Origin of the sequence: Flavobacterium sp. YO64, assembly GCF_004119505.1 — a bacterium.
In the GTDB taxonomy this organism is placed as follows: Bacteria; Bacteroidota; Bacteroidia; order Flavobacteriales; family Flavobacteriaceae; genus Flavobacterium; species Flavobacterium oncorhynchi.
In genome coordinates, this window is record NZ_NRQV01000012.1 from 134,875 (window position 1) to 160,392 (window position 25,518).

The 25,518-nt window shown below is 32.6% G+C and carries 26 protein-coding genes; 19 read left to right on the forward strand and 7 right to left on the reverse strand.

Features of this window, described 5'->3' with window-relative positions; all coding sequences use genetic code 11:
• The first annotated feature begins 18 nt into the window (after positions 1 to 18).
• Together BOW57_RS10825 and BOW57_RS10830 are read left to right on the forward strand one after the other, a co-directional pair.
• Complete coding sequence (locus BOW57_RS10825; protein ID WP_129054165.1) at positions 19 to 2,046, forward strand: M3 family metallopeptidase; 2,028 nt, start codon at positions 19 to 21, stop codon at positions 2,044 to 2,046.
• A gap of 112 nt (positions 2,047 to 2,158) precedes the next feature.
• Positions 2,159 to 2,818, forward strand: coding sequence for a vancomycin high temperature exclusion protein (locus BOW57_RS10830; RefSeq protein WP_129054167.1), 660 nt, complete (start codon positions 2,159 to 2,161; stop codon positions 2,816 to 2,818).
• A 100-nt stretch (positions 2,819 to 2,918) separates the two neighbouring features.
• On the opposite strand, the gene BOW57_RS10835 is transcribed toward BOW57_RS10830, so the two are convergent.
• Entirely contained in the window at positions 2,919 to 4,181 is a 1,263-nt protein-coding gene (locus BOW57_RS10835; protein WP_129054169.1) for a sodium:proton antiporter, read from the reverse strand.
• A gap of 137 nt (positions 4,182 to 4,318) precedes the next feature.
• On the opposite strand from BOW57_RS10835, the gene BOW57_RS10840 reads away from it, so the two are divergent.
• The 8 genes from BOW57_RS10840 (at position 4,319) to BOW57_RS10875 (ending at position 8,824) form a co-directional block, all read left to right on the forward strand.
• Positions 4,319 to 4,822 carry a GbsR/MarR family transcriptional regulator gene (locus tag BOW57_RS10840; RefSeq protein ID WP_129054171.1) on the forward strand — a complete coding sequence of 168 codons (504 nt, stop codon included), beginning with the start codon at positions 4,319 to 4,321 and terminating at the stop codon, positions 4,820 to 4,822.
• 55 nt (positions 4,823 to 4,877) lie between these two features.
• Complete coding sequence (locus BOW57_RS10845) at positions 4,878 to 5,213, forward strand: hypothetical protein (RefSeq protein WP_129054173.1); 336 nt, start codon at positions 4,878 to 4,880, stop codon at positions 5,211 to 5,213.
• Positions 5,210 to 5,947, forward strand: a complete 738-nt coding sequence (locus tag BOW57_RS10850) for a YqjF family protein (protein WP_129054175.1) — start codon at positions 5,210 to 5,212, stop codon at positions 5,945 to 5,947. The genes BOW57_RS10845 and BOW57_RS10850 overlap by 4 nt, the downstream gene beginning before the upstream one ends.
• A 35-nt stretch (positions 5,948 to 5,982) precedes the next feature.
• Positions 5,983 to 6,330: a hypothetical protein gene (locus BOW57_RS10855; protein ID WP_129054177.1), complete on the forward strand. Its 348-nt coding sequence runs from the start codon at positions 5,983 to 5,985 to the stop codon at positions 6,328 to 6,330.
• 18 nt (positions 6,331 to 6,348) lie between these two features.
• Positions 6,349 to 6,735: a hypothetical protein gene (locus BOW57_RS10860; RefSeq protein ID WP_089055356.1), complete on the forward strand. Its 387-nt coding sequence runs from the start codon at positions 6,349 to 6,351 to the stop codon at positions 6,733 to 6,735.
• 113 nt (positions 6,736 to 6,848) lie between these two features.
• On the forward strand, positions 6,849 to 7,757 hold the full coding sequence (locus tag BOW57_RS10865) for a TIGR01777 family oxidoreductase (RefSeq protein WP_129054179.1): 909 nt from the start codon (positions 6,849 to 6,851) through the stop codon (positions 7,755 to 7,757).
• Positions 7,758 to 7,915: 158 nt separating this feature from the next.
• Positions 7,916 to 8,371, forward strand: a complete 456-nt coding sequence (locus BOW57_RS10870) for an SRPBCC family protein (RefSeq protein WP_129054181.1) — start codon at positions 7,916 to 7,918, stop codon at positions 8,369 to 8,371.
• 57 nt (positions 8,372 to 8,428) lie between these two features.
• The gene (locus BOW57_RS10875) at positions 8,429 to 8,824 is read left to right on the forward strand and encodes a DUF1090 family protein (protein ID WP_129054183.1); all 396 of its coding nucleotides are present in this window, start codon (positions 8,429 to 8,431) and stop codon (positions 8,822 to 8,824) included.
• 37 nt (positions 8,825 to 8,861) lie between these two features.
• Here BOW57_RS10875 and BOW57_RS10880 read toward each other — a convergent pair whose 3' ends face one another.
• Complete coding sequence (locus BOW57_RS10880; protein ID WP_129054185.1) at positions 8,862 to 9,674, reverse strand: hypothetical protein; 813 nt, start codon at positions 9,672 to 9,674, stop codon at positions 8,862 to 8,864.
• Between the two features lie 195 nt (positions 9,675 to 9,869).
• Between BOW57_RS10880 and gcvP the strand changes: the two genes are divergently transcribed.
• The 6 genes from gcvP (at position 9,870) to BOW57_RS10910 (ending at position 17,272) form a co-directional block, all read left to right on the forward strand.
• Complete coding sequence (gene gcvP / locus BOW57_RS10885; RefSeq protein WP_129054187.1) at positions 9,870 to 12,719, forward strand: aminomethyl-transferring glycine dehydrogenase; 2,850 nt, start codon at positions 9,870 to 9,872, stop codon at positions 12,717 to 12,719.
• A gap of 309 nt (positions 12,720 to 13,028) precedes the next feature.
• Positions 13,029 to 14,087, forward strand: coding sequence for a 3-oxoacyl-ACP synthase III family protein (locus BOW57_RS10890; protein WP_129054189.1), 1,059 nt, complete (start codon positions 13,029 to 13,031; stop codon positions 14,085 to 14,087).
• A gap of 135 nt (positions 14,088 to 14,222) precedes the next feature.
• Positions 14,223 to 14,747 (forward strand): methyltransferase, encoded by a 525-nt coding sequence (locus tag BOW57_RS10895; RefSeq protein WP_089055362.1) that lies wholly within the window; start codon positions 14,223 to 14,225, stop codon positions 14,745 to 14,747.
• An 88-nt stretch (positions 14,748 to 14,835) separates the two neighbouring features.
• Positions 14,836 to 15,684 (forward strand): glycosyltransferase family 2 protein, encoded by an 849-nt coding sequence (locus tag BOW57_RS10900; RefSeq protein ID WP_129054191.1) that lies wholly within the window; start codon positions 14,836 to 14,838, stop codon positions 15,682 to 15,684.
• Positions 15,685 to 15,764: 80 nt separating this feature from the next.
• Positions 15,765 to 16,511, forward strand: a complete 747-nt coding sequence (locus BOW57_RS10905; RefSeq protein WP_055091648.1) for an ABC transporter permease — start codon at positions 15,765 to 15,767, stop codon at positions 16,509 to 16,511.
• A complete protein-coding gene (locus BOW57_RS10910) occupies positions 16,511 to 17,272 on the forward strand; it encodes an ABC transporter ATP-binding protein (protein ID WP_129054193.1) in 762 nt (253 codons plus the stop codon). The genes BOW57_RS10905 and BOW57_RS10910 overlap by 1 nt, the downstream gene beginning before the upstream one ends.
• Positions 17,273 to 17,390: 118 nt before the next feature.
• On the opposite strand, the gene BOW57_RS10915 is transcribed toward BOW57_RS10910, so the two are convergent.
• From BOW57_RS10915 to BOW57_RS10935, 5 genes are all read right to left on the reverse strand, one after another.
• Entirely contained in the window at positions 17,391 to 17,987 is a 597-nt protein-coding gene (locus tag BOW57_RS10915; protein ID WP_089055365.1) for a SprT-like domain-containing protein, read from the reverse strand.
• Between the two features lie 76 nt (positions 17,988 to 18,063).
• Positions 18,064 to 18,741, reverse strand: a complete 678-nt coding sequence (locus BOW57_RS10920) for an SDR family oxidoreductase (RefSeq protein ID WP_129054196.1) — start codon at positions 18,739 to 18,741, stop codon at positions 18,064 to 18,066.
• A gap of 35 nt (positions 18,742 to 18,776) precedes the next feature.
• Positions 18,777 to 19,754, reverse strand: a complete 978-nt coding sequence (locus BOW57_RS10925; protein ID WP_129054198.1) for a M20/M25/M40 family metallo-hydrolase — start codon at positions 19,752 to 19,754, stop codon at positions 18,777 to 18,779.
• 140 nt (positions 19,755 to 19,894) lie between these two features.
• Entirely contained in the window at positions 19,895 to 20,572 is a 678-nt protein-coding gene (locus BOW57_RS10930; protein WP_129054200.1) for a Crp/Fnr family transcriptional regulator, read from the reverse strand.
• Positions 20,573 to 20,669: 97 nt separating this feature from the next.
• Entirely contained in the window at positions 20,670 to 21,812 is a 1,143-nt protein-coding gene (locus BOW57_RS10935) for an acyl-CoA dehydrogenase (protein WP_129054203.1), read from the reverse strand.
• A 473-nt stretch (positions 21,813 to 22,285) separates the two neighbouring features.
• Between BOW57_RS10935 and BOW57_RS10940 the strand changes: the two genes are divergently transcribed.
• From BOW57_RS10940 to BOW57_RS10950, 3 genes are all read left to right on the forward strand, one after another.
• On the forward strand, positions 22,286 to 22,861 hold the full coding sequence (locus BOW57_RS10940; RefSeq protein WP_129054209.1) for a chalcone isomerase family protein: 576 nt from the start codon (positions 22,286 to 22,288) through the stop codon (positions 22,859 to 22,861).
• Positions 22,862 to 23,003: 142 nt separating this feature from the next.
• The gene (locus BOW57_RS10945) at positions 23,004 to 24,230 is read left to right on the forward strand and encodes a Glu/Leu/Phe/Val dehydrogenase dimerization domain-containing protein (protein ID WP_089055377.1); all 1,227 of its coding nucleotides are present in this window, start codon (positions 23,004 to 23,006) and stop codon (positions 24,228 to 24,230) included.
• A 336-nt stretch (positions 24,231 to 24,566) separates the two neighbouring features.
• Positions 24,567 to 25,472 carry an energy transducer TonB gene (locus BOW57_RS10950; RefSeq protein ID WP_129054211.1) on the forward strand — a complete coding sequence of 302 codons (906 nt, stop codon included), beginning with the start codon at positions 24,567 to 24,569 and terminating at the stop codon, positions 25,470 to 25,472.
• Positions 25,473 to 25,518 lie beyond the last annotated feature (46 nt).

Here is a 25,518-nt window from a genome sequence, read left to right on the forward strand (position 1 = left end):
TTAAAAAAAACTCTACTTATGAGCGTCTTAACCCAATATTTCAATACCAAACATAATACTGCACCTTTTTCGCAAATTAAAATCGAAGATTATGTTCCTGCTTTCAATGAAGGAATTGCTTTGGCTAAAGCCGAAATTGATGCAATCGTAAATAATCCAGATGCGCCGACTTTTGAAAATACTGTTGTTGCTATGGACTTTTCGGGCGATATTTTAGACCGTCTTTCTAGTATTTTCTTCAACTTAAATTCAGCTGAAACGAATGATGAAATGCAGAAAATTGCTCAGGAAGTTTCGCCTTTACTATCTGAATTTGGAAATGACATTACGCTAAACGCTGCTTTATTTGCTAAAATAAAAGCCGTTTACGATCAAAAAGAAAGTCTGAATCTAAATCCAGAACAAACTACGCTTTTAGATAAAAAATACAAAGGCTTCTCCAGAAACGGAGCCAATTTGCCTGAAGACAAAAAAGACCAATTGAGAGAAATCGACAAAGAATTATCGAAATTGAGTTTACAGTTTGGCGAAAATGTTTTGGCAGAAACGAATGCTTTCGAATTACATTTGACAAACGAAAAAGATTTATCTGGTTTACCCGAAGGAACAATTGAAGCAGCAAGATTATTAGCCAAAAATCAAGAAAAAGAAGGTTGGATTTTCACATTAGATCATCCAAGCTATATTCCGTTTTTGACTTATGCTGATAATCGCGAATTACGTAAAAAAATGGCAATTGCGTTTGGAGCAAAAGCATTTCAAAATAACGAATTCGACAATCAGGAAAATGTTTTAAAAATTGCAAAATTACGTTTTGAAAGAGCTAATTTATTAGGTTACAAAACGCACGCACATTTTGTTCTAGAAGAAAGAATGGCAGAAAGCCCAGAGAAAGTTTTTTCTTTCTTGAATGATTTATTAGCAAAAGCAAAACCGGCAGCTCAAAAAGAATTTGCTGAATTAACTGCTTTCGCGAAAGAATTAGACGGAATTGAGCAGTTAGAGAAATGGGACGGTGCATATTATTCTGAGAAATTAAAACAACAGCTTTTTAATTTAGACGATGAAAAACTGAAACCTTATTTTCAATTAGAAAAAGTTTTAGACGGTGCATTTACAGTTGCCAAAAAATTATACGGTTTAACTTTCACCGAAGTTTTTGACATAGACAAATACCACGAAGAAGTTACTACTTATGAAGTAAAAGATGCAGAAAACAATTTGGTTTCGATTTTCTATGCTGATTTCTTCCCTAGAAAAGGAAAAAGAAACGGTGCGTGGATGACTTCATTTAAATCACAATATGTAAAAGACAGCGTAAACGAAAGACCACATATTTCGAACGTTTGCAACTTTACAAAACCAACGGAAACAAAACCTTCATTATTAACTTTTAATGAAGTAACGACTTTATTCCATGAATTTGGTCACGGTTTACACGGAATGTTGGCAAACACAGTTTATCCAAGTTTATCCGGAACTTCTGTTTTTTGGGATTTCGTAGAATTACCAAGTCAGATTATGGAAAACTGGTGTTACGAACCGGAAGCTTTGGCTTTGTTCGCGAATCATTATGAAACTGGAGAAATCATTCCGATTGAATATGTGCAGAAAATTAAAGAAAGTGCAAGTTTCCAAGAAGGTTTGGCAACATTGCGTCAATTAAGTTTTGGATTATTAGATATGGCTTGGCACGGACAAGATCCAACTAATATTACTGACTTAAAAGCTTTCGAAACGGAACAATTTGCAAATACACAATTGTATCCTGATGTAAAAGAAAATGCAATGAGTACAGCTTTTTCTCATATTTTTCAAGGCGGATATTCTTCTGGATATTACAGCTACAAGTGGGCAGAAGTTTTAGATGCTGATGCTTTTGAATATTTCCATGAAAATGGAATCTTCAACGAAGAAATTGCAAAGAAATTTAAAGACAATGTTCTTTCAAAAGGAGGAACAGAACATCCGATGATTTTATACAAACGCTTTAGAGGACAAGAACCAAAACCTGAAGCTTTACTAAAAAGAGCAGGATTGTTATAAAGCTTGTTAGAAAATTAAATTTTGAAACCGAAGTAGAAATACTTCGGTTTTTTATTTGGTTTTACTTTAAGTATCTTCGTATTTTTAAATCTTAATCTTACAAATACAAGCCGTGAAAAAATATTTTAAAATAGCACTTTATCTTGCAGTTATCGGACTAATAGCAATTATCTCTGTAAATTATTATGTAAAATCTTCAACCAAAAAAAATATTTATTATTCGATTAAAAGGTTTCCTAAAAATGATGTTGGAATTATTTTTGGAGCAGGAATTAATGGAGATCAGCCAAGCAAATATTTAAAAGATCGTTTGGATGCGGGAATTATGCTTTGGAAAGCCAAGCGTATTAATAAAATTTTACTTTCTGGAGACAATGGCCGTGACGAATATGACGAATTAACGGTAATGAAAAACTACTGTTTTAATCACGGAGTTGACACAACAAAAATATTTATTGATTATGCCGGTTTCGATACGTATTCTACAATGTATCGCGCCAAACACATTTTCAAAATCAAAAAAGCTACTTTAATTTCTCAGGAATATCATTTAAATCGTGCGATTTACATCGGAGAAAAACTAGGAATTAAATCAGTTGGATATTCTGCAAATAAAGGAGAATATCTTGGGTATAAATATGTTTGCTTTAGAGAATATGGTTCAATTTTTAAATCCTTTTTTGATGTTTTCAGAAATAGAGAACCTCGTTTTTTAGGCGGAGAAATTAATATTAACGGAGAATCTAATTATTCTAAAGAAGATAAACGATAGCGAAAAACCCGAAATATTTCTATTTCGGGTTTTTAGTTATAAATTTTAAAGACAAAGAGCACAAATCTTATTTCTTTACTCTTTATCTATTTCTAAATCTCTACTCTTTCTCCAAAACTCTCTTTGCTAATTTTCCAACAGTCAGCCCTTGAACAACAATAGAAAATAATACTACAATATAAGTTACTTCCAAAAGCAGGTTTTTATATTCGCCTTCAGGCATAGAAAGTACCAGCGCGATTGAAACTCCTCCACGAATTCCTCCCCAAACCAAAACCATTAAAGAGCCTTTGTTGTAAGCTGACTTAATTCCGAAGAACTTAAATATATCAAAGAATTTCCAAGGCAGAACTATCGCTGTTAATCTTGAAAAAAGCACTATAAAAATAGCCACAAAACCAGTCAGCAATTGTTTGTTTAAATCTGGCAGTAATAACAATTCAAAACCAATAAATAAAAACAAAATAGCATTCAGGATTTCATCAATAAGCTCCCAAAACTTCTCCAAATAATCTTTGGTTTCTTCACTCATTGCGACTTTTTTTCCGTAATTACCAATAATTAATCCCGCAACTACCATTGCCAAAGGACTTGAAACGTGTAAACTTTGCGCAATCAAAAAACCTCCCATTACGATAGAAAGTGTAATCAAAACCGAAACTTTATAATCATCAATCCTCTTCATAACCTTAGATGCGGTAAATCCGAAAACTGCTCCTAATAAAAGTCCGCCTATTCCTTCTTTAATAAATAACCATGAAATTGAGCCAAAAGTAGCATCAAATGTAGGATCAGTTGCCATTTTTAAAACAACAGCAAACATTACCACCGCAACACCATCGTTAAACAATGACTCTCCAACAATCTTAGTCTCGATCCTTTTAGGAACTTTAGCCTCTTTTAAAACTCCTAAAACTACGATTGGATCTGTAGGAGAGATTAATGTTCCAAAAACTAAACAAAATATATACGGAATATTTATTCCTAAAAATGGCGCTATGTAATAAAGAAGCGTAGAAATAATTAGTGCAGACAATACTACACTTACGGTAGAATAAATCATAATAGGAACTTTTTGCTCTTTCAGATCTGACATGTTTACGTGAAGTGCACCCGCAAACAACAGAAAATTCAACATCGCTCCCATTAGGATTTCGTTGAAATCAAATTCCTTTATTAACTCAAAAAAATGCTTTGTCGTAGCAGGAAAATAAGAATCTCCTAAAAGACGAATTCCTACCGAAACTAACATAGCAATAATCATGATTCCGATCGTTCCCGGAAGCTTTAAAAATCTTAAATTTAAATAGGCGAAGAAAGAAGCTAGTACAATAAGTACTGAAAAAGTGTAGTATAATTCCATAAATATGATTTTTACAAAAATAGCTGCATCATTATTTAATCGAAAATTTCGAGGCTTGAATTAACATAACTTTATAATTCGTTAAATATCTTTCAATTATTTTTGAAAGTTTAAAAACTTTTACTTACATTTGATCTATGGAATTCAAAGAAGCAAAAAATAAGTTTGTACAAACCTGGGGAGCATTAGGTTCTCAATGGGGAATTAATAAAACGATGGCACAAATCCACGCTTTATTAATGGTTTCGAACGAACCAGTTTCTATGGAAGACATTATGGAAGAATTGCAAATTTCTAGAGGAAATGCCAGCATGAACCTTAGAGGTTTAATGGATTGGGGAATTGTCTATAAAGAATACAAAGCCGGCGAAAGAAAAGAATTTTTCACTGCAGAAAAAGATTTAGACGAATTAGCAGTAAAAATTTCCAGAGAAAGAAGCAAAAGAGAAATTAAGCCAACGCTGAAAATCTTAAAAGAAGTTTCGACAATCGAAGCTAAAGATTCGGCAGAAGAAAAACATTTTGTAGATCAGACTACCAAATTGTACGATTTCGTTTTAAAAGCAGACAATATGTTAGACAAAATGACTGAGTTTAATGATAACTGGTTGGGTAAATTGGTTATAAAAATGATGAAGTAAAAAAATTTAACCATAACTTTCATTTTTTTCTGAAAGTTTAAAAAAATCAATAAGTATGAAAACAATAAACTACATCAATTCTTTTCTTCTTGGAATACCTACAATCCTTTTTCTATTGGCTTTCTTAAAAATTATAGATTTAACAGTGTTCGGTTTATTGTCCATTATACTTTTGGGATTATTTCAAATTATTATTAGTGGTTATTTATTATTTCACGAACCTCAAAACAAATATCTTCAATTGTACATCGCAGGAGTCGTTTTCTATTTTGTTATGATTTACATCGATCCCTTTTCATCTGATGATTTCAAAACTTATTTTGGAATCGGAATACCAATTATACTGGCATTTTATCTTTCAATATTAATCTATAAAAAAGCAAACAAATGAACTTCTTAAAAGCAGAATGGAAAAACCTAGCTCTTTTCAATTATGAAGTTGATGCTCAAATACTAGAAAAATATCTTCCCGCAGGAACTGAGATTGATATTTGGAACAACAAATGTTATGTAAGCTTAGTGGGGTTTATGTTTAAAAACACGAAAGTTCTAGGATTTAAAATTCCCTTTCACATCAATTTCGAAGAAGTGAATTTGAGATTCTATGTAAAACGATTTGAAAATGGCGAATGGAAACGCGGCGTAGTTTTTATTAAAGAAATTGTTCCTAAAAAAGCGATCACTTTTATTGCCAATACATTGTATCAAGAACATTATGAAACTCAAAAAATGAGACATAAAGTTATTGAAAATAAAAACACCAATACTTTTATTTATCAATGGAAAAACGCCAAAAAATGGAATACAATTCAAATAGAAACTAAAAAGAATCCAATAGAAATTGAGATTGATTCTGAAGGAGAATTCATTACAGAACATTATTTCGGTTACACAAAAATCAATACTAAAACCACTTTTGAATATGAGGTTCAACATCCAAGATGGGAACAATTTGAAGTTTTAGATTATAACATTGAAATTGATTTTAAAAAAACTTATGGAAGTGATTTTGGATTTCTTCAAAACATAAAACCATCATCAATTTTCTTAGCTAAAGGATCAAAAATTACTGTTATGAATAAAAGAAAATTAGAATCAGTAGATGTTTTAGAAAAAATGACATAATAGTTTCTCGACTAATAATTTTTAAATCGGCAATTATGAACTTTAATATTACAGGATATTTTATTTATCTCAGCATTACGATTTTCATTATTCTAAAAGTGGGAAAAATCTGCTACAAAAACGGAAATGTTTTTGTTTTAGAGCTAATTCCAAACCATGCAGCCATTTGTCAAAAAATCAATCAGATTTTACTTTTAGGATATTACCTTTTAAATATTGGTTATTGTGCCATGACATTAATTTCCTGGATTAAAATTACATCATCAACTCAATTAATAGAAATTATTGGCATAAAAACAGCCGTTATCATATTTATCATATCGGCTTTACATTATCTCAACATTATAATTCTAACGAAGTACATTCATAAATTAATCAAATAACAACTAAATTCAAATATCATGGAAACTACAAAAATCTTAATCGGTTACGGAATTTATTTACCAGTTGCTTTATTTCTTACCTATTATGTTTCTAAAACTCTTTTCAAAAACGGAAAAATCTTTATGCTGGATATATTTAAAGGTCGTGAAGATATTGCACAGGCAACCAACAAGCTTTTTGAAACTGGTTTTTATCTTTTAAACATTGGTTTTGCATTAATGATTTTAAAATTGCAATTGTACAGCAACAGTTATCAAGAATTAATTGAAAATTTAAGTTATAAAATCGGCGGATTTTCTATTTACCTTGGCATCATGTTATTCTTCAATTTATATTTCTTTTTTAGAGGAAAAAGAAAAGCAAAAGAAGCTCAAAGAGAAGAAAGATTGGTTTTTAAAGCTTAAAATAGTTTGCCACGAATCACACGAATTTTCAAGAATTAATTCTCAAAATGCCTTTATTCATTTTTAAATTCGTAAAAATTCGTGTGATTCGTGGCTATAAAAAAAAAACTCAAATGAAAAAACTCATAATTGCAGCTGGAACAGGTTTTCTTGGACAAGTTTTAGTCAATCATTTCAAAAATAAATTTGAAGAAATTGTAATTCTAACTCGAGGAAAATCTCAGACACTTGACGGAATAAAATATGTAAACTGGAATGCCAGAACTTTTTCAAGTTGGGAAAGCGAATTAGAAAATGCGGTAGTTTTAATTAATCTTGCCGGAAAATCGGTTGATTGTCGTTATACTAAGGAAAATAAAAAAGAGATTCTATTATCTAGAATAGAAAGCACTAAAATACTTAATGAAGCTGTTTTAAATTGTAAAAATCCGCCGAAACATTGGCTTAATTCATCAACGGCAACTATTTATCGTTTTTCTCTTGACAAACAAATGGATGAAGTTGACAGTGAAATTGGAAATGATTTTTCTATAAATGTGGCGCTTTCTTGGGAAAAAGCCTTCTTTAAAACTGAAACACCAAAGACGATGAAAACAGCTTTAAGAACTTCTATCGTTTTAGGAAAAAATAGCGGAGCTTTTATTCCGTTAAAGAATTTGGCTAAAACTGGTTTTGGAGGGAAACAAGGAAGCGGCAATCAATTTGTAAGCTGGATTCACGAAGACGATTTTGCCAATGCAATTGATTTTATTATTGAAAAAGAAATTTCTGGAATTATAAATATCGTTTCTCCAGAGCCAATTCGAAATGCACTATTTATGCAAAAATTGAGAAAGGCAGTTCGTTTTCCTTTTGGAATTCCATTGAATAAATTCTTTCTTGAAATTGGAGCATTTTTTATTCGAACAGAACCCGAGTTCATTTTGAAAAGTAGAAACGTAATTCCGAAACGTCTTTTAGAAAATGGATTTCGATTTAAGTTTGGAGATATTGATAATGCGTTTCAAGATTTACTAAGCTAACAACTTTGACAAAACACAATCCTCATGATATTGTCATTTCCACAAAGGAGAAATCTTCACAAGTAACTCCGTTCCAATAAGCTAATCTTTGTCGAGCTTCTTACGAAGATTTCTCCTTTGTCGAAATGACAAGATTGTGTAAAAAACATTCCCAAATAATGACAACAATAAACCTAACAACTAAAATAAAAGCGCCAAAACAAATCGTTTTTGATGCTTCACGAAATATCGATATTCATCAGCAATCGGCAAGTGCATCAAAAGAAAAAGCAATTGCCGGCCTAACATCAGGATTAATAAACCTAAATGAAACGGTAACTTGGCGAGGCAGACATTTTGGTTTTTATCTTACACACAAAAGCCGAATTACGGCAATGAATCTCTACGATTATTTTGTAAATGAAATGGAAGAAGGTAATTTCAAGTTTTTTAAACACGAACATTTTTTTGAGGAAGAAAACGGCATTACAATCATGAAAGATAAATTACAGTATGAAACGCCGTTTGGAATTCTGGGAAACCTATTCGATGTTTTACTTCTCAAAAAGCATCTTACTAATTTTCTTTTGGAACGAAATAAAGTTTTAAAAGAAGTTTCAGAAAAATCTATTTAAAATAAATTTCCTACTTTTAAATAAAATAAATCTTAAAGAGAACTAAAAAATTAAAATATGAAATTAAAAATTATACTATCAACCCTCCTATTTACTTTTTCTTTTATAGGATTTGCGCAAAGCAATTGTAAAGATTTAAAAGGATGTGAAAGAAAATTATGCGAATTGAACATAAAATTAGCTGCAGCTAAAAAAGCTGGAAATCAAAATCAAATCAAAGGCGTTCAAGATGCAATCTCTCAAACCAAGAAAAATTGCACCACCAAAACAGTCAATAATGATCTTGACAAAAAAGTAAAGGAAAAACAGCAAAAAGTTAATGAAAGAACTGCTGATTTAAATGAAGCCATAAAAGACAAAGAAAGCAAAGAAAAGATCGACAAGAAAAGAAAAAAATTAAATGAAGCAAAAGCCGAATTAAACAAGGCCTTAGCGGAACAGAAAACAAAATAAATTCAATCTAAACCGATGCTGCTGCTTCGGTTTTTTTTTATAGAAAAATCACCATCAGCCACCAGAAAATCGGCACGCTTTCGACCCAAAAAGAGGTATAATATTTAGATCGATTTGGATTAGCAAAAACAATAAACAACATCAAGGTAATTACCATTACCAAACTAATGAAAAGATCATGAACATTAAATGTTGAAATAAGAAACTCCAAAGAACAAAATGGCACTAAAAGAAGTAATCCTAAATATTTTGTCCATTTCACTCCAATAGTCTGCGGTACAGTTTGAAGATGCGGATCGTCATTTGCCAGATCAATTATTTCGAAAACCAAAATCAAAACAAAAACTAAAATAAAACGCTGTATGCATTTTATAAAGAAATCTGTTGTAAACGGAATTCCGGCATTAATTAGCGGTAAAACCAAAGTCGCGCCAACCCAGCAAAGTGCCACAATATAAATTTTTACTCCTGCCCAATTTCGGGCATTTTTTCTATTTGGAAAAAAAGGCAAGGTATAAAGGGCCGTTATCGCAAAAATTCCTACCGAAACAATTTGTGTAATTCGCTGTAAATGGAAAAAATAATAGCCTACTAAAACTACCGAAACGAGACTCAAAAAAGCAATAATCTTTAATTGATTTCCAATTGGATTTTTCTTTACTCGAACCAGCGCATCATATTTTACGAAATTATATCCTACAATTGTTCCAAAAAAAACAAAAAGCGCCATCGGCTCATCGTATTGAATATGAAACACATGAAACGTTATTCGTACAAGTGCATAACATGACAAAGCCACATGAATACTGCTATTCAGGTAAAAATCTAAGAAGCGTTTTGATACTATCATACCTCAAATCTAATATTTTATTAACAAACCAAGTCTTTGATTAGAAATTTGATAAAAAATGAAGTTAAAAATACCTATTAAATTATTAATAATACTTAATTTTGCGCGACAAAAAAACAACACATTTACTTTTAAATGTGATTCGTACAGCAAAATGGTGCACGAACACATCAATTAAAAACATTAGATAGCTACATGAAAACAGATGCTTTTGCTTTAAGACACATTGGTCCAAGAGAAACCGATCTTCAGCATATGCTGAAAACAATTGGAGTTGACTCAATTGAGCAACTTATTTACGAAACCCTTCCGGATGATATTCGTTTAAAAGCACCTTTGAATTTAGATCCTGCAATGACAGAATATGAATTTGCAAATCATATTCAGGAATTAGGAAAGAAAAATAAAGTATTCAAATCGTATATCGGTTTGGGTTATCACCCAACTATTGTTCCAGCACCGATTCAGAGAAATATTTTCGAAAATCCGGGATGGTATACTGCCTATACACCTTATCAGGCAGAAATTGCACAAGGTCGTCTTGAAGCAATTTTAAATTTCCAAACTACTGTAATCGAATTAACAGGAATGGAAATTGCAAACGCTTCTTTACTTGATGAAGGAACTGCTGCCGCTGAAGCTATGGCGTTATTATTTGACGTTCGTACTCGTGATCAAAAGAAAAACAATACAAATAAATTCTTCGTTTCTGAAGAAATTTTACCACAAACTTTATCAGTATTACAAACACGTTCAACTCCAATTGGAATTGAATTAGTTGTTGGAAACCACGAAACTTTTGATTTTTCAAATGAATTCTTTGGAGCTATTTTACAGTACCCAGGAAAATATGGTCAAGTAAATGATTACAGCGCTTTTGTTGCTAAAGCAAAAGAAAATGAAATTAAAGTTGCCTTTGCTGCTGATATTTTATCACTTGCTGCCTTAACTTCTCCAGGAGAAATGGGAGCTGCAGTAGTTGTTGGAACAACTCAGCGTTTTGGTGTTCCAATGGGTTACGGTGGTCCTCACGCTGCATTTTTTGCAACTAAAGACGAATACAAACGTTCTATGCCGGGTCGTATCATTGGAGTTTCTGTTGATACAAATGGAAACCGTGCTTTACGTATGGCTTTAGGAACTCGCGAGCAGCACATTAAACGTGAAAAAGCTACTTCTAACATCTGTACTGCTCAGGTTTTATTGGCAGTTATGGCTGGAATGTATGCCGTTTACCACGGACCAAAAGGATTACAATATATTGCAAACAAAGTTCACGCCTCTGCGGTTACTACTGCTGAAGCTTTAAATAAATTAGGAGTTTACCAAACTAACACTGCTTACTTTGACACTATTTTGGTAAAAGCAGACGCTCAAAAAGTAAAAGCTATTGCTGAGAAAAACGAAGTAAACTTCTTCTATCCTGATGCCGATACAATTTCTATCTCGTTCAACGAAACGACGTCAATTGCGGACATCAACCAAATTATTGCAATTTTTGCTGAAGCTTTAGGAAAAGAAACTGTTACAGTTTCTGAATTAACAGAAGCTAGTCAATTACCAGCTTCATTAGAAAGAACATCTTCTTTCTTAACGCATGATGTGTTCAACAATCATCATTCAGAAAGTCAGTTAATGCGTTACATCAAAAAATTAGAGCGTAAAGATTTATCATTGAATCACTCAATGATTTCATTAGGTTCTTGTACGATGAAATTAAACGCAGCTTCAGAAATGCTGCCTTTATCAATGCCAAACTGGAACAGCATTCACCCGTTTGCACCAGTTGAACAAGCGGAAGGTTACATCACAATGCTTAAAAAATTAGAGCAGCAATTAAATGTAATTACTGGATTTGCTGGAACAACATTGCAACCAAACTCTGGAGCGCAAGGAGAATATGCAGGTTTAATGGCGATTCGTGCTTACCATTTATCAAGAAACGAAGGTCACCGTAATGTATGTTTGATTCCTTCATCAGCTCACGGAACAAATCCTGCTTCTGCAGCGATGGCCGGAATGAAAATTATTGTTACGAAAACGACTCCAGAAGGAAATATCGACGTAGAAGATTTAAGAGAAAAAGCTATTGAACACAAAGATGATTTATCTTGTTTAATGGTAACGTATCCTTCTACTCACGGAGTTTACGAATCTTCAATTATTGAAATCACAAAATTAATCCACGAAAACGGCGGATTAGTTTATATGGATGGTGCAAATATGAACGCGCAAGTTGGATTAACAAATCCTGCTACAATTGGTGCTGACGTTTGTCACTTAAACTTACACAAAACATTCGCTATTCCTCACGGCGGCGGTGGACCTGGAGTTGGACCAATTTGTGTAAATGAAAAACTGGTTCCATTTTTACCAACAAACCCAATCTTAAAAGTAGGCGGTGAACAAGCTATTACAGCAATTTCATCTGCACCTTACGGATCAGCTTTAGTATGTTTAATCTCTTACGGTTACATCACAATGATGGGCGCTGACGGATTAAAAAGCGCTACTGAACATGCAATCTTGAATGCTAACTATATGAAAGCTCGTTTCGAAGGTCACTACCCAATTCTTTACACAGGAGAATGCGGAAGAGCGGCTCACGAAATGATTTTAGATTGCCGTTCATTTAAAGAAAACGGAATCGAAGTTGGTGATATCGCAAAACGTTTAATGGATTACGGTTTCCACGCTCCAACGGTTTCTTTCCCAGTAGCTGGAACTTTAATGATTGAACCAACTGAATCTGAAGATTTAGCTGAGTTAGATCGTTTTTGTGATGCTCTTATTTCAATTAGAAAAGAAATTGAAGCATCAAGTGCTGATGACAAAAACAATGTATTGAAAAATGCACCGCACACATTGGCAATGTTAACTACAGACAATTGGGATTTTCCTTATACTAGAGAAAAAGCAGCTTACCCATTAGAGTATATTGCTGATAATAAATTCTGGCCATCAGTTCGTCGTGTAGATGACGCTTACGGTGATAGAAATTTAGTTTGCAGCTGTGCTCCTATTGAAGCTTATATGGAAAACTAATCATAGATTATTTCATAAAACAAACCCGATAACATTACAGTTATCGGGTTTTATTTTTTTATAACATTCTTAAAAAGTTTGTTGCTTTTTATAACACTTTAAAATATTGAGATAAAATAAAAATAGATTCCAAAAGCGATCTCAAACGTTTGAAATCTCTGTAAAATTAAAAAATCATTAAAAAATAATCAATATATCACTCAAAAAACAATTATTCCATAATTATATGCATGCATAGTATTTTTTATGATAGTTATCATGATTTTATTTATACTTTAGCAATAAATTTATCGGATAATTAAAGGAAAAATGAAAATAAAAATAATTGGCATCGGGAGTTATATTCCTAATTTAGAAGTAAAAAACACGGACTTTGACAAGCATATTTTTTTAAATGAAGATGGAACTCCTTTTGGTTACCCGAATGAAGTCGTTATTAAAAAATTTAAAGGTATTACCGGAATCGAAAATCGCCGTTATGCCGAAAAAAACCATACTGCTTCAGACTTAGCCTTTTTCGCAGCTGAAAAAGCAATTGCAAATGCAGGAATCGATGCTGAAACTTTAGACTATATCATTTTCGCCCATAATTTTGGTGATGTAAAATCAGGTACTTCACAATCTGATATTTTACCAAGTTTAGCAACACGTGTTAAACATAAATTAGGCATTAAAAACCCTAAATGTGTTGCTTACGATATTCTTTTTGGATGTCCTGGCTGGATTGAAGGAGTTCTTCAAGCGAATGCTTTTATCAAATCTGGAATGGCAAAAAGAGTTTTAGTAATTGGTGCCGAAACGCTTTCAAGAGTTGTCGATGATCATGATCGTGATTCGATGATTTATTCTGATGGAGCTGGTGCTTCAATCTTAGAAGCTTCAACAGACGAAGCCGGGCTTTTATCTTACGAAAGCGCCACTTTTGCTAATGATGAAGCTAATTTCCTTTTTTTCGGAAAATCATATAATCCTGATTTAGATCCAGATATTAAGTACATTAAAATGTACGGCCGCAAAATTTACGAATTTGCTTTAAGCAACGTTCCTTGTGCAATGAAAAGCTGTTTAGACAAGAGCGGCATTTCAATTGATGAAGTAAAAAAAATCCTGATTCATCAAGCAAATGAAAAAATGGACGAGGCAATTATCGAACGTTTTTATAAACTATACGACAAAACCGCTCCTAAAGACATTATGCCAATGAGTATTCACGATTTAGGAAACAGCAGTGTTGCAACTGTTCCTACTTTATACGATTTAATCCTTCAAGGTAAAATCGAAAATCATACTATTAATAAAGGCGATGTTGTAATTTTTGCTTCAGTTGGAGCAGGAATGAACGTAAATGCTTTTGTATACAGATATTAGTATTTCGTTTACACTCGCAGTAATTAGTTTTTAGACTCAAAACTATAACTGAACACTGCAAAACTAAAAAAGTCCGCACTATAAGATGCGGACTTTTTTAGTATATTTGCGCCTTTGTTGTTTAAAACATATATAATGTACGAAAAAACATTTCCGAATAAAAGATTCAAACTTACCTTAGAGTTTTTACAAAAACACGTTAACACATCAGAAACCATTTTTGATTTTGGTGTACCAAATCCGTTTTCTAAAATAATGGAAGAGAATGGTTATACTGTAAAAAATACAAAAGGCGAAGATTTAGACAACGATCAAACGGCGTTACAAACTGAAGAATACACTGTTTTTACTGCTTTTGAAATTTTCGAACATTTACTAAATCCATACACAATTCTAGAAAATGTAAAATGCGACAAATTGTTAATTTCAATTCCGCTGCGTTTATGGTTTTCTCCAGCATATCGTTCTAAAACTGATATGTGGGACAGACATTATCACGAATTTGAAGATTGGCAGTTAGACTGGCTTTTAGAAAAAACGGGATGGAAAATAACAGATCGTCTGCAATTTACACATCCGGTAAAAAAGTTTGGATTTAGACCATTATTAAGATATTTCACTCCAAGATATTATATTGTTGCAGCGGAAAAAATTAAATAAATTCCAAAACTAAAATTCCAAATTCCAATTGAACCCGCTTTGATTGGAATTTGAAATTTAATGAATTGGCATTTAAAATTGAAAATTTATGAAATACTACATCGTCATTCCCGCGCACAACGAGCAAGACTTAATTGGCTTAACTTTACAGTCTTTGGCTTCTCAAACCGTTCTGCCTTCAAAAGTTGTGGTTGTAAACGACAATTCTACAGATAAAACAGAAGAAGTTGTATTGAGTTTTGCAAAAGAAAACCCGTATATTTCTGTTGTAAATAAAACTTCAGATGCAATTCATTTGCCCGGAAGTAAAGTAATTCAGGCGTTTCAAAAAGGTTTTGAAACTTTGGATTCTAATTATGATATTATTGTAAAAATAGACGGCGATTTAATCTTTCCTCCCAATTATTTTGAAACTGTAATCAAACATTTCGAATCTGATCCTAAAATAGGAATGGCGGGCGGATTTTGCTATATCGATAAAAATGGCGAATGGGTTTTAGAAAACTTAACCGATAAAGATCATATTCGCGGTGCACTAAAAGCCTATCGCAAGGAAACTTATCAGCAAATTGGAGGTTTAAAACCTGCAATGGGCTGGGACACGGTTGACGAATTATTGTGTAAATATTACGATTGGAAAATTGTTACCGACGAATCTTTACATGTAAAACACTTAAAACCAACTGGCGCAAACTACAACAAAACTGCTCGCTATAAACAAGGAGAAGCTTTTTATACTTTAGGTTATGGTTTTTGGATCACAGCAATCGCATCAGCAAAATTGGCTATGATGAAGAAAAAGCCATTTCTTTTTTTAGATTATATCAGAGGATTCTGGAAAGCCAAAAGTGCCAAAACTCCTTTATTAGTTACCCCTGAACAAGCTAAATTTATTAGAAATTATCGTTTTCAAAAAATGAAACAGAAGCTTTTTTAATCTTAAAAAAAATTAAAAACTGCAAACTGAAACGGTAAACTGTAAACTAATCCTTAATTTAGCCAATATTTGTAAAACTTATGATGCTAATTCGTTATATATCTCAAATAGGAAGATATTTTTTAATGCTGAAAGAAATTTTTAATAAACAGACCAAATGGCCTGTTATGAAAAAATTAATTTTCAAAGAAATCGATGATTTAATAATAGACTCTCTAGGTATCGTTTGCTTTATCTCATTTTTTATCGGTGGAGTTGTTGCCATTCAAACGGCATTAAACTTAACTAATCCTTTAATTCCAAAATATTTAATTGGTTTTGCAACTCGTCAATCTGTGATTTTGGAGTTTGCACCAACTTTTATCTCGGTAATTATGGCTGGAAAAATGGGATCTTACATTACTTCAAGTATTGGAACAATGCGCGTTACAGAACAAATTGATGCATTAGAAGTTATGGGAGTTAATTCATTAAACTATCTCGTTTTTCCAAAAATAGTAGCTTTATTAATGTACCCTTTTGTAATTGGAATTAGTATGTTTTTAGGGATTTTTGGCGGATGGCTTGCTTGCGCATACGGCGGTTTTTCAACAAGTCAAGACTTTATTCAAGGAGCTCAAATGGAATTTATTCCGTTTCATATCACATATGCTTTTATTAAAACTTTAATTTTCGCAATGCTATTGGCTACAATTCCATCTTTTCATGGATATTATATGAAAGGCGGCGCATTAGAAGTTGGTAAAGCAAGTACAGTATCATTTGTTTGGACATCTGTTTGTATTATTCTTTTTAATTATATATTAACTCAATTATTATTAGGATAATGATCGAAGTAAAAAACATAGAAAAATCATTTGGTGACAGTAAAGTTTTAAAAGGCGTTTCGACGGTTTTTGAAACTGGAAAGACAAACTTGATTATCGGACAAAGTGGTTCTGGAAAAACGGTTTTATTAAAAACTTTACTAGGAATTCATACCCCAGATTCAGGCGCAATTGAGTTTGATGGACGTGTTTATTCTGAATTAAATCCAGATGAAAAAAGAGAACTAAGAACTGAAATAGGAATGGTTTTTCAAGGAAGTGCCTTATTTGACTCGATGACTGTTGAGGAAAACGTTGCTTTCCCGCTAAAAATGTTCACTAACAACAACAAAACGCAAATACAAGAACGTGTTGATTTTGTTTTGGAAAGGGTAAACTTAGTCGATGCTCATAAAAAATTACCTTCTGAGATTTCTGGAGGAATGCAGAAACGTGTAGCTATTGCACGCGCTATTGTAAACAATCCGAAATATTTATTTTGTGATGAACCCAATTCAGGTTTAGATCCAAATACCTCAACCTTGATTGATAATTTGATTAAGGAAATTACAGAAGAGTATAATATTACAACTGTAATTAATACGCACGACATGAACTCGGTAATGGAAATTGGCGAGAATATTGTTTTCTTAAAAAAAGGATTAAAAGCGTGGCAGGGAACTAAAGAAGAGATTTTTAGAACAGACAATAAAGATATTGTCAAATTTGTGTACTCTTCTAACCTATTTAAAAAAGTAAGAGAAGCTTATTTGAAAGGCTAACTTTTAAATTCCAATAAAAAAAATCCAAATTCCAATTTTGCTGGAAGACTAAATAAAAGATCCCAAATTCCTAACTATTTAAAATTGGAATTTGGGATTTCTTTATTCATCTAAATTCTTAATCTATCAGCTCTACTTCGGCATTTGGATTAAAAAGATAAGTCTTTCCAGAGCTTATTTCTATGCATTCGAATCGTTTGGTTCTAACGGCAAGTTTCTTAAAGATTTTACCATTTTTTATTCGAAAAACGCTTCCGTACGGTATTTCGAAAACATAATTTTTATCACTTGCAGAATCATATTGCTTTAAAGCCAAAGACAAAGTCGTATCTGTATCACTGCTTGCCGATGGATTTTTAAAATGTCTGGCTAATAACGGCAGCAATTGACTTGGAAATATCTCTGGTCTGATAAATGGAACCATCGTTCTTTGAAAGGTGTATTTCCATTCGTTGCCGTGCGGTTTTATATTTCGCCCAAATTTTTCGAATGCAACCAAATGTGAAATCTCATGAATTAAGGTAATCAAAAACCTGTATTTGTTTAAGCTTGCATTAACCGTAATTTCATGTTTACCACTTGGTCCGCGCCTGTAATCTCCATGCCGCGTTTGACGTTCATTTACAATTTTCAAATGAACCTGATTGGATACAATCAAATCAAAAACAGGCTTTACAGCATGTTCTGGAATATATTTTGCTAAAGTTTCGCTCAATTTAGGTTAAATGTTATTTGTTAAACGTCAAAAGTTCATTTCTATTTGAATCTGGAATTTAACTATTGTAATTTTCTTATGGATTAGTTGAAGAAACCTCCAATACCTTTCCGTTAAAATACTTATTTCCGTTGAGTGTAAAATCATAAATGTATGTCGCCATTCCTTCGGCAGAAATTGGCGCTTGATAACCTGGAAAAGCCTCGTTCAGCATTTCTGTTTGAACAGAACCTAAAGCCAGCACATTGAATGAAATACCGCGTTCTTTATATTCTTCAGCCAGCAATTCGCTTAAAGTAATTACGGCACCTTTACTGGAACTATAAGCTGCCAAACCGGCAAACTTAAGACTTCCTCTAACGCCGCCAATTGAACTGATGGTTACAACATGACTTCCTTTTTGTAAATAAGGCAGACAAACTCTCGTAAGGTTTGCAACTGCAAAAACATTTACTTTATAAATACTTTCAAAATCGGCTTGAGTAGTTTCTGCAAAAGGCTTCAATAATAAAGCTCCTGCATTATGAACTAAAGCGTCGACTTTTTTCCATGTCGAAGCAATAAAATGCTCTACTTCCTGCAAAGCGGTTTCATCTGCTAAGTCGATTGATAAGCAGGTTACATTTTTATGTTCTAAAAGTGTTTTTGGTGTTTTTCTAGAAATAGCTAAAACCTGATTTCCAGCGTTTGCAAACTGCAAAGCCAGTTCATAACCAATTCCTCTACTCGTTCCTGTAACAATAATATTTTTCATAAAGCAAAAATAAACAAATACAATAGAAAGAAAGACTATTTATTCATTGTAATTTCTTCAGTTGGAGTTACTGCAATTTTTGTTACAGCAGGTAAAAACTCTTGAATAAATGAAGTAATATGAGGAACATCCATTACTTTGAACTCATCAGAAACATGGTGATAAAACTCAAAATTTTCAAAATCAAAAGTACTTATAGATTGACATGGTTTCTTGAACACTTCATAAAACGAATAGTTATCTGATCTATAGAATAATTCGTATTCCGCTTCTTTTGGCAGAAATCCAATTGTTTTTTTACCAGTATATTGATTGATTTTCTCCGCCATATTCGATTTATCAAAACCTGTAACATAAGCCAAATAATCCCGTTTCATAGGAACTCCGATCATTTCTATATTTAATTGTGTGTAGAGATTAAAATTTTGCTTTTTCAGTTTTTGAACTAAACTTTTTGAACCAAGCAATCCCTTTTCTTCGCCGGCAAAAAACACAATTAAAATACTTCGTTTATTCGATTTTGTTTCGGCAAAATATTTAGCCATTTGAGCAACAGCAGTTACACCAGAAGCATCATCATTTGCACCATTATTTATAACGTCTGCTTGTTGTTTTTTCTCGATCCCAATATGATCGTAATGTGCACTTAGAACAACATATTCATTTTTTAACGCTGGATCTGTTCCTTCAAGAACGCCGACAATATTAAAAGCTGGAGATTTAAAATTTGTTAATGTATCTCGATATGTTTTAAAATACGGTTTGACATTGTTCTTTTTAAGAAAATCTTCTAAAAAAACAGCCGCTTTTTCGATTCCTTTTGTCCCAGTTTCTCGCCCTTCCATTTCATCTGAAGAAAGATATTCTAAAAAATTCGAAACTTCGTTTTGGTTGACTTTATAAGTAACTTCAATAGGTCTAGAATTTGATTTTGATTTTTTTTCGCTTACTGCAGTAGGGTTTGTTTTACAGGCAAAAAAAATAAATGGCAAAAGAAAGTATAGTTTTTTCATAATAATGATTTAGATTTTTATAAACAGCTGGTTAAAATACATTTTTGTTTCTGCAATATAATACTATTTTAACTTTTTTCTATTGCAATCTACTATCTGCTGCTTCAATTGAATTGGCAATAAAAAAAGGTCTTAAACAATTATATTTTAGTAATATCCTGTATGACAATTTCTTTTCTGTTATAACTTAATAAATTATTAGACTCCATTTCATTCAATAAATGTGTAGCGGTCTGCCTAGAAGTACAAATAATTTGAGCAATATCATTTTGTGTCAGATAATTTTCGATTGTAACAACATTCCCGTTTTTACGGCCTTCTTGTTCTGCCCAGTTTTTTAGAAACTGATACAATCTTGTTTTAGCATCTTTAGAAATTAAATTGGCGTAGCTGTTTTTTATCCGTTTCATTTTCAAGCCTACGAATTTTGTATACGAAAGTGCCAGCGTGGGATTTTTAAGTAATAAGTCCTCAAAGTCAGACATTAAAAAACTGCAAATCGTCACATCATCTGAAAGAACTTTTGCATATTCTTCATTTTTATCATCCGATTCCAAAGTCAATTCGCCAAACAAATCACCTTTCTGGATAATATCTTTTATGGTTTCATTACCTTCATCATCAACAGCAACAATTTTAATATTGCCTTTTTTAAGTAAAAATATACGCGGCAGATCTGAAGTCGAGAAATAAATAATTTCCCCTTTTGATGCTTTTTTAAAACCAGTAATAATGCACAACTGTTTGATTTGAGCATAACTCAAAGTTCGAAACAGTTTATGATCTCGCAAATACCAATATTTTAAATCTTCGTACATAAAAAACTTTCTTTTAGTAAAGATAACCAATTAAAAAAAGAAAACCCTTTCAGACCAAGAAGCCTGAAAGGGTTTTACTGAAAATATTATAAATCTCTTATCCTGCAATAACTGATCTTGAAATTACAATTTTCTGAATTTCAGAAGTTCCTTCATAGATTTGAGTGATTTTTGCATCACGCATAAAACGTTCAACATGGTATTCTTTTACATAACCATTTCCACCGTGAATTTGAACAGCTTCAACCGCAGTATCCATTGCAACCTGCGAAGCAAATAATTTTGCCATTGCACCGCTTACATCATAATTTTTATGCTGATCTTTATCCCAAGCTGCTTTCATACATAAATGACGCGCTGCTTCGATATTAACTACCATATCTGCCAATTTGAAAGCAATTGCCTGATGATTGCAAATTTCTGTTCCAAAAGCTTTACGCTCTTTAGAATATTTCAAAGCCAATTCGTAAGCTCCAGAAGCAATACCTAATGCTTGCGAAGCAATACCAATACGTCCTCCAGCAAGTGTTTTCATTGCAAATTTAAATCCAAAACCATCTTCACCAATTCTATTTTCTTTTGGAACTTTTACATCACTAAACATTAAAGAGTGTGTATCTGAACCACGAATTCCCATTTTTTGTTCTTTTGGTCCAATTGAAAAACCTGGCATATCTTTAGTCATAATTAAAGCATTAATTCCTTTATGCTTTAATTCTGGATGTGTTTGAGCAATAACTAAATATACAGATGCAGTATTTCCGTTTGTAATCCAGTTTTTTGTTCCGTTTACCAAATAATGGTCGCCCATATCAACAGCTGTAGTTTTTTGCGAAGTTGCATCACTTCCAGCTTCTGGTTCACTTAAACAAAAAGCACCGTGAATTTGACCTGAAGCTAAACCTGGTAAATATTTTTGTTTTTGTTCTTCTGTTCCAAATTCTTGTAATCCCCAGCAAACTAAAGAATTATTTACCGACATTACTACAGAAGCTGAAGCATCAACTTTCGAAATTTCTTCCATTGCAAGTACGTACGAAATCGCATCAAGTCCGCTTCCGCCGTATTTAGGATCAACCATCATTCCCATGAATCCAAGTTCACCCATTTTCTTAACTTGTTCAGTTGGAAAAATTTGTTTTTCATCACGTTCAATAACTCCTGGTAACAATTCATTCTGAGCGAAATCTCTTGCTGCTTGCTGAATCATTAAATGTTCTTCGGTAAGATTAAAATCCATAGTTTTTTTAATTATTGTTTTTTTACCATCAAATGACAATGCATTGTGGCTGGTTTGTTTTTTTTGTTTTTCTTGAAGTCCTTATTTTTTACACAAAAAGGCTTTCAAAGATAAATTTTAAATGTGAAATTTACAATGCGCGCATATAAAATTGAGAGATCAGCAATATTTACGATAACGTTTTCGTTAATATTTAGCTTTTTCGACCAAGTAACAATAATCATGCAGCTTTTTTTCTAAATTTTAAGATTAAAAATGCAGATAAAAAATAAGCAAATTTAAATTCTAAGCACAATTCTTACTCTAAAAAAGACCTATTACTTATAAAAGATGCAAACTCACGTAAAATTAGTCCTACTAATTTGATTTCTAAAACAATACGCAAAAAATCTAAGAAAAAAAGATCTTAACAGAACGTAAAATTTTGATAAATTAACATTATTTTTGCTCAAAAAATATATAATTGATAGAATATGAAAAAGATTTTACTATTGCTTACACTCCTTTTAAGTCTGCAATTTTCTACAGTTTCTGCACAAACTCAATTAGAGGTAAATGGTGTTACTGTTCCAAGAAAAATAGAATTTCAAAGCAAATCTTTGCAGCTTAATGGTGCCGGCGGAAGATCAAAAATGTGGTTGGAAGTTTATGTGCAGGCTTTGTACTTATCGCAATTAAGCCAAGATCCACAATTTATTATTGACAGTGATACTGAAATGGCTATTAGAATTGAAATTACCTCATCGATGGTTTCTTCTAATAAATTAACAAAAGCAATGAATACTGGATTTGAAAAATCTGCAGGAAGCAATCTTGAGCAGCTGCGTCCGCGAATTGAGCAGTTTAAAACATACTTAAGCGATGCAATTACAGAGAAAGATGTATTCATTTTGTTTTATAATCCGCTTGACCAAACTGTCAATGTTTATAAAAATGAAGTTTTAAAAGGAAAAGTTCAAGGATTTGATTTCAAAAAAGCATTATTTGGCATTTGGCTTTCAGACAAGCCGGTTGACGAAACTTTAAAAAAGCACTTATTAGGAATATAATTCTTAATTCTTTACCATATTCGAAAGCCGAAAACCTTATAGTTTTCGGCTTTCTTTTTTGTTTTAATAAATTTGAAGCAAAATACATTATTCGCATTATTCTATTTTATACTTTTACGCAAACTAAACATATCTCAACAAAATGAAAGATTTATTACAGCAATTTGAAAATAAAGCACCTGAAATTGTTTTTAACTGGAAAGATTCTGAAACAGAAGCTGAAGGATGGACCGTGATTAACTCACTGCGAGGCGGAGCTGCCGGCGGAGGAACTAGAATGAGAAAAGGCTTAGATATGAACGAAGTTTTGTCATTGGCTAAAACAATGGAAGTAAAATTCTCTGTTTCTGGCCCTGCTATTGGAGGTGCAAAATCTGGAATAAATTTTGATCCAAATGATCCTCGCAAAAAAGGAGTTTTACAACGCTGGTATAAAGCGGTTTCTCCTTTATTAAAAAGTTATTATGGAACTGGAGGCGATTTAAATGTTGATGAAATTCATGAAGTAATTCCGATGACAGAAGAATGTGGTGTTTGGCATCCACAAGAAGGTGTTTTCAATGGTCATTTTAAACCAACAGAAGCAGATAAAATTAATAGAATCGGGCAATTACGTCAAGGTGTTATCAAGGTTATCGAAAACCCAAAATTCTCGCCAGACGTAACTAGAAAATATACTGTTGCCGATATGATTACTGGTTTTGGCGTTGCTGAAGCTGTTCGTCATTTTTATGCAACTTATGGCGGAGAAATAAAAGGTAAAAAAGCAATTGTACAAGGTTTTGGAAATGTTGGTTCTGCAGCTGCTTTTTATTTAGCCGAAATGGGTGCTAAAGTAATTGGAATTATTGATCGCGACGGCGGACTAATCAAAGAAGATGGTTTTTCTTTTGAAGAAATCAGAACTTTATTTTTAAATAAAGACGGGAATAAATTAGTTGCCGACAATATGATTCCGTTTGAGGAAATCAACTCTAAAATATGGACAATTGGTGCTGAAATTTTTACACCTTGTGCGGCTTCAAGATTGGTTACTCAAAATCAAATTGACAGTTTAATTTCAAACGGACTTGAAGTTATTTCATGCGGTGCAAACGTTCCTTTTGCCGACAAAGAAATTTTCTTCGGATCAATTATGGAACAAGTGGATCATAAAGTAAGTTTGATCCCTGACTTTATCTCAAACTGCGGAATGGCAAGAGTTTTTGCTTATTTCATGGAGAAAAAAGTTCAAATGACAGATGAAGCTATCTTTAACGATACTTCTGAAACTATAAAAAATGCGATTGTAAAAGCTCACGCTTTAAATTCATCTAAAACAAATATTAGTGCAACTGCTTTTGAAATTGCATTGAAACAATTAGTATAATCTCATTTTATACTTTATTTCTAAAGCGGGCTAAATTACTTAGCTCGCTTTTTTTTTGACACTCTCGATAACGATCAGATAATTTGACTAAAAAAGATTCTTTTAAAATTGAGAATAAAGTTTCACGCAGATTTTATACAGATTTAAGCAAATTCGAACAGATCTAAATTTTGTAATTATTTGATTCAAAAAATCAGAAGAAAAAATCTGCTTAAATCTGCAAGATCTGCGTGCAAAAAACATTAATTAGTAAAATCATTTCAACATTTCATTCTAAACAATTTTTACTACTTTTAAACGTTTTTAAAATTATACATTTCAAAATTCAGAATTAAAATGAGTTTCACTATTTCTTCAGATCAAAAGAAATCCTTACTCTTCACGACAGCTATATATGCGGTAATATTAATATTACTGTTTTTCATACGTTTTTGGCCTCCTTACAATCCAGATAACAATGTTGCTCTTGCCAGCGGAGGTGGCGGAGGCGGTGTTACTGTAAATTTTGGCGACAGCGATTTGGGTTCTGGCGCTAATTACAAAAGTGAAGTTCTTGAGGTAAAAAACAATGTAAAGCAGGCGCCTGTAAAAGCAACTCCAGAAGAAGAAGCTATTATTACTCAGGAAAACTCGGTATCTGACAAAGCAGATGTTATTATTCCGACAAAAGAAAAACCTAAGAAACCTGTTCCTGTTGAAAAACCAATACAAAAACCAGCACCTGAAAAACCAAAAGTTTCAAATTCTACAAATGATGCTTTATCAAGTATTTTAAAAGGATCTAATAAAGGTGGTGACGGTGATGATAAAGTTGCAGGAAACAAAGGAAAAGCAGGCGGAAGTTTGGGTTCTAATGGATATTACGGAACTGGTGGTTCTGGTGGAGGAACAGGCGGAGGAAACGGAACCGGAAATGGTATTGGTACCGGAAGCGGTTACGGAGCAGGAAGCGGCGGCGGCTCTGGAGGAGGATCAGGTTATTCTCTTGGAAACAGAAAAGCTTTATCTAAACCTGCACCAAAATATACTTGCAACGAAGAAGGAAAAGTTGTTGTTGAAGTAAGTGTGGATCAAAACGGAAAAACAATAAGCGCAACTGCAGGAATTAAGGGTACAACGAACACAGCGAAATGTTTACTTGATCAAGCACGAATTGCTGCAATGAATACCAAATGGGAATCTGATAATGATGCACCTGTAAAGCAGGTTGGAAAAATTATTTATAATTTCAGTTTGAATTAAAAAACACAAATTGCACTAATTTACACGAAACTTTTATATAAAAAAA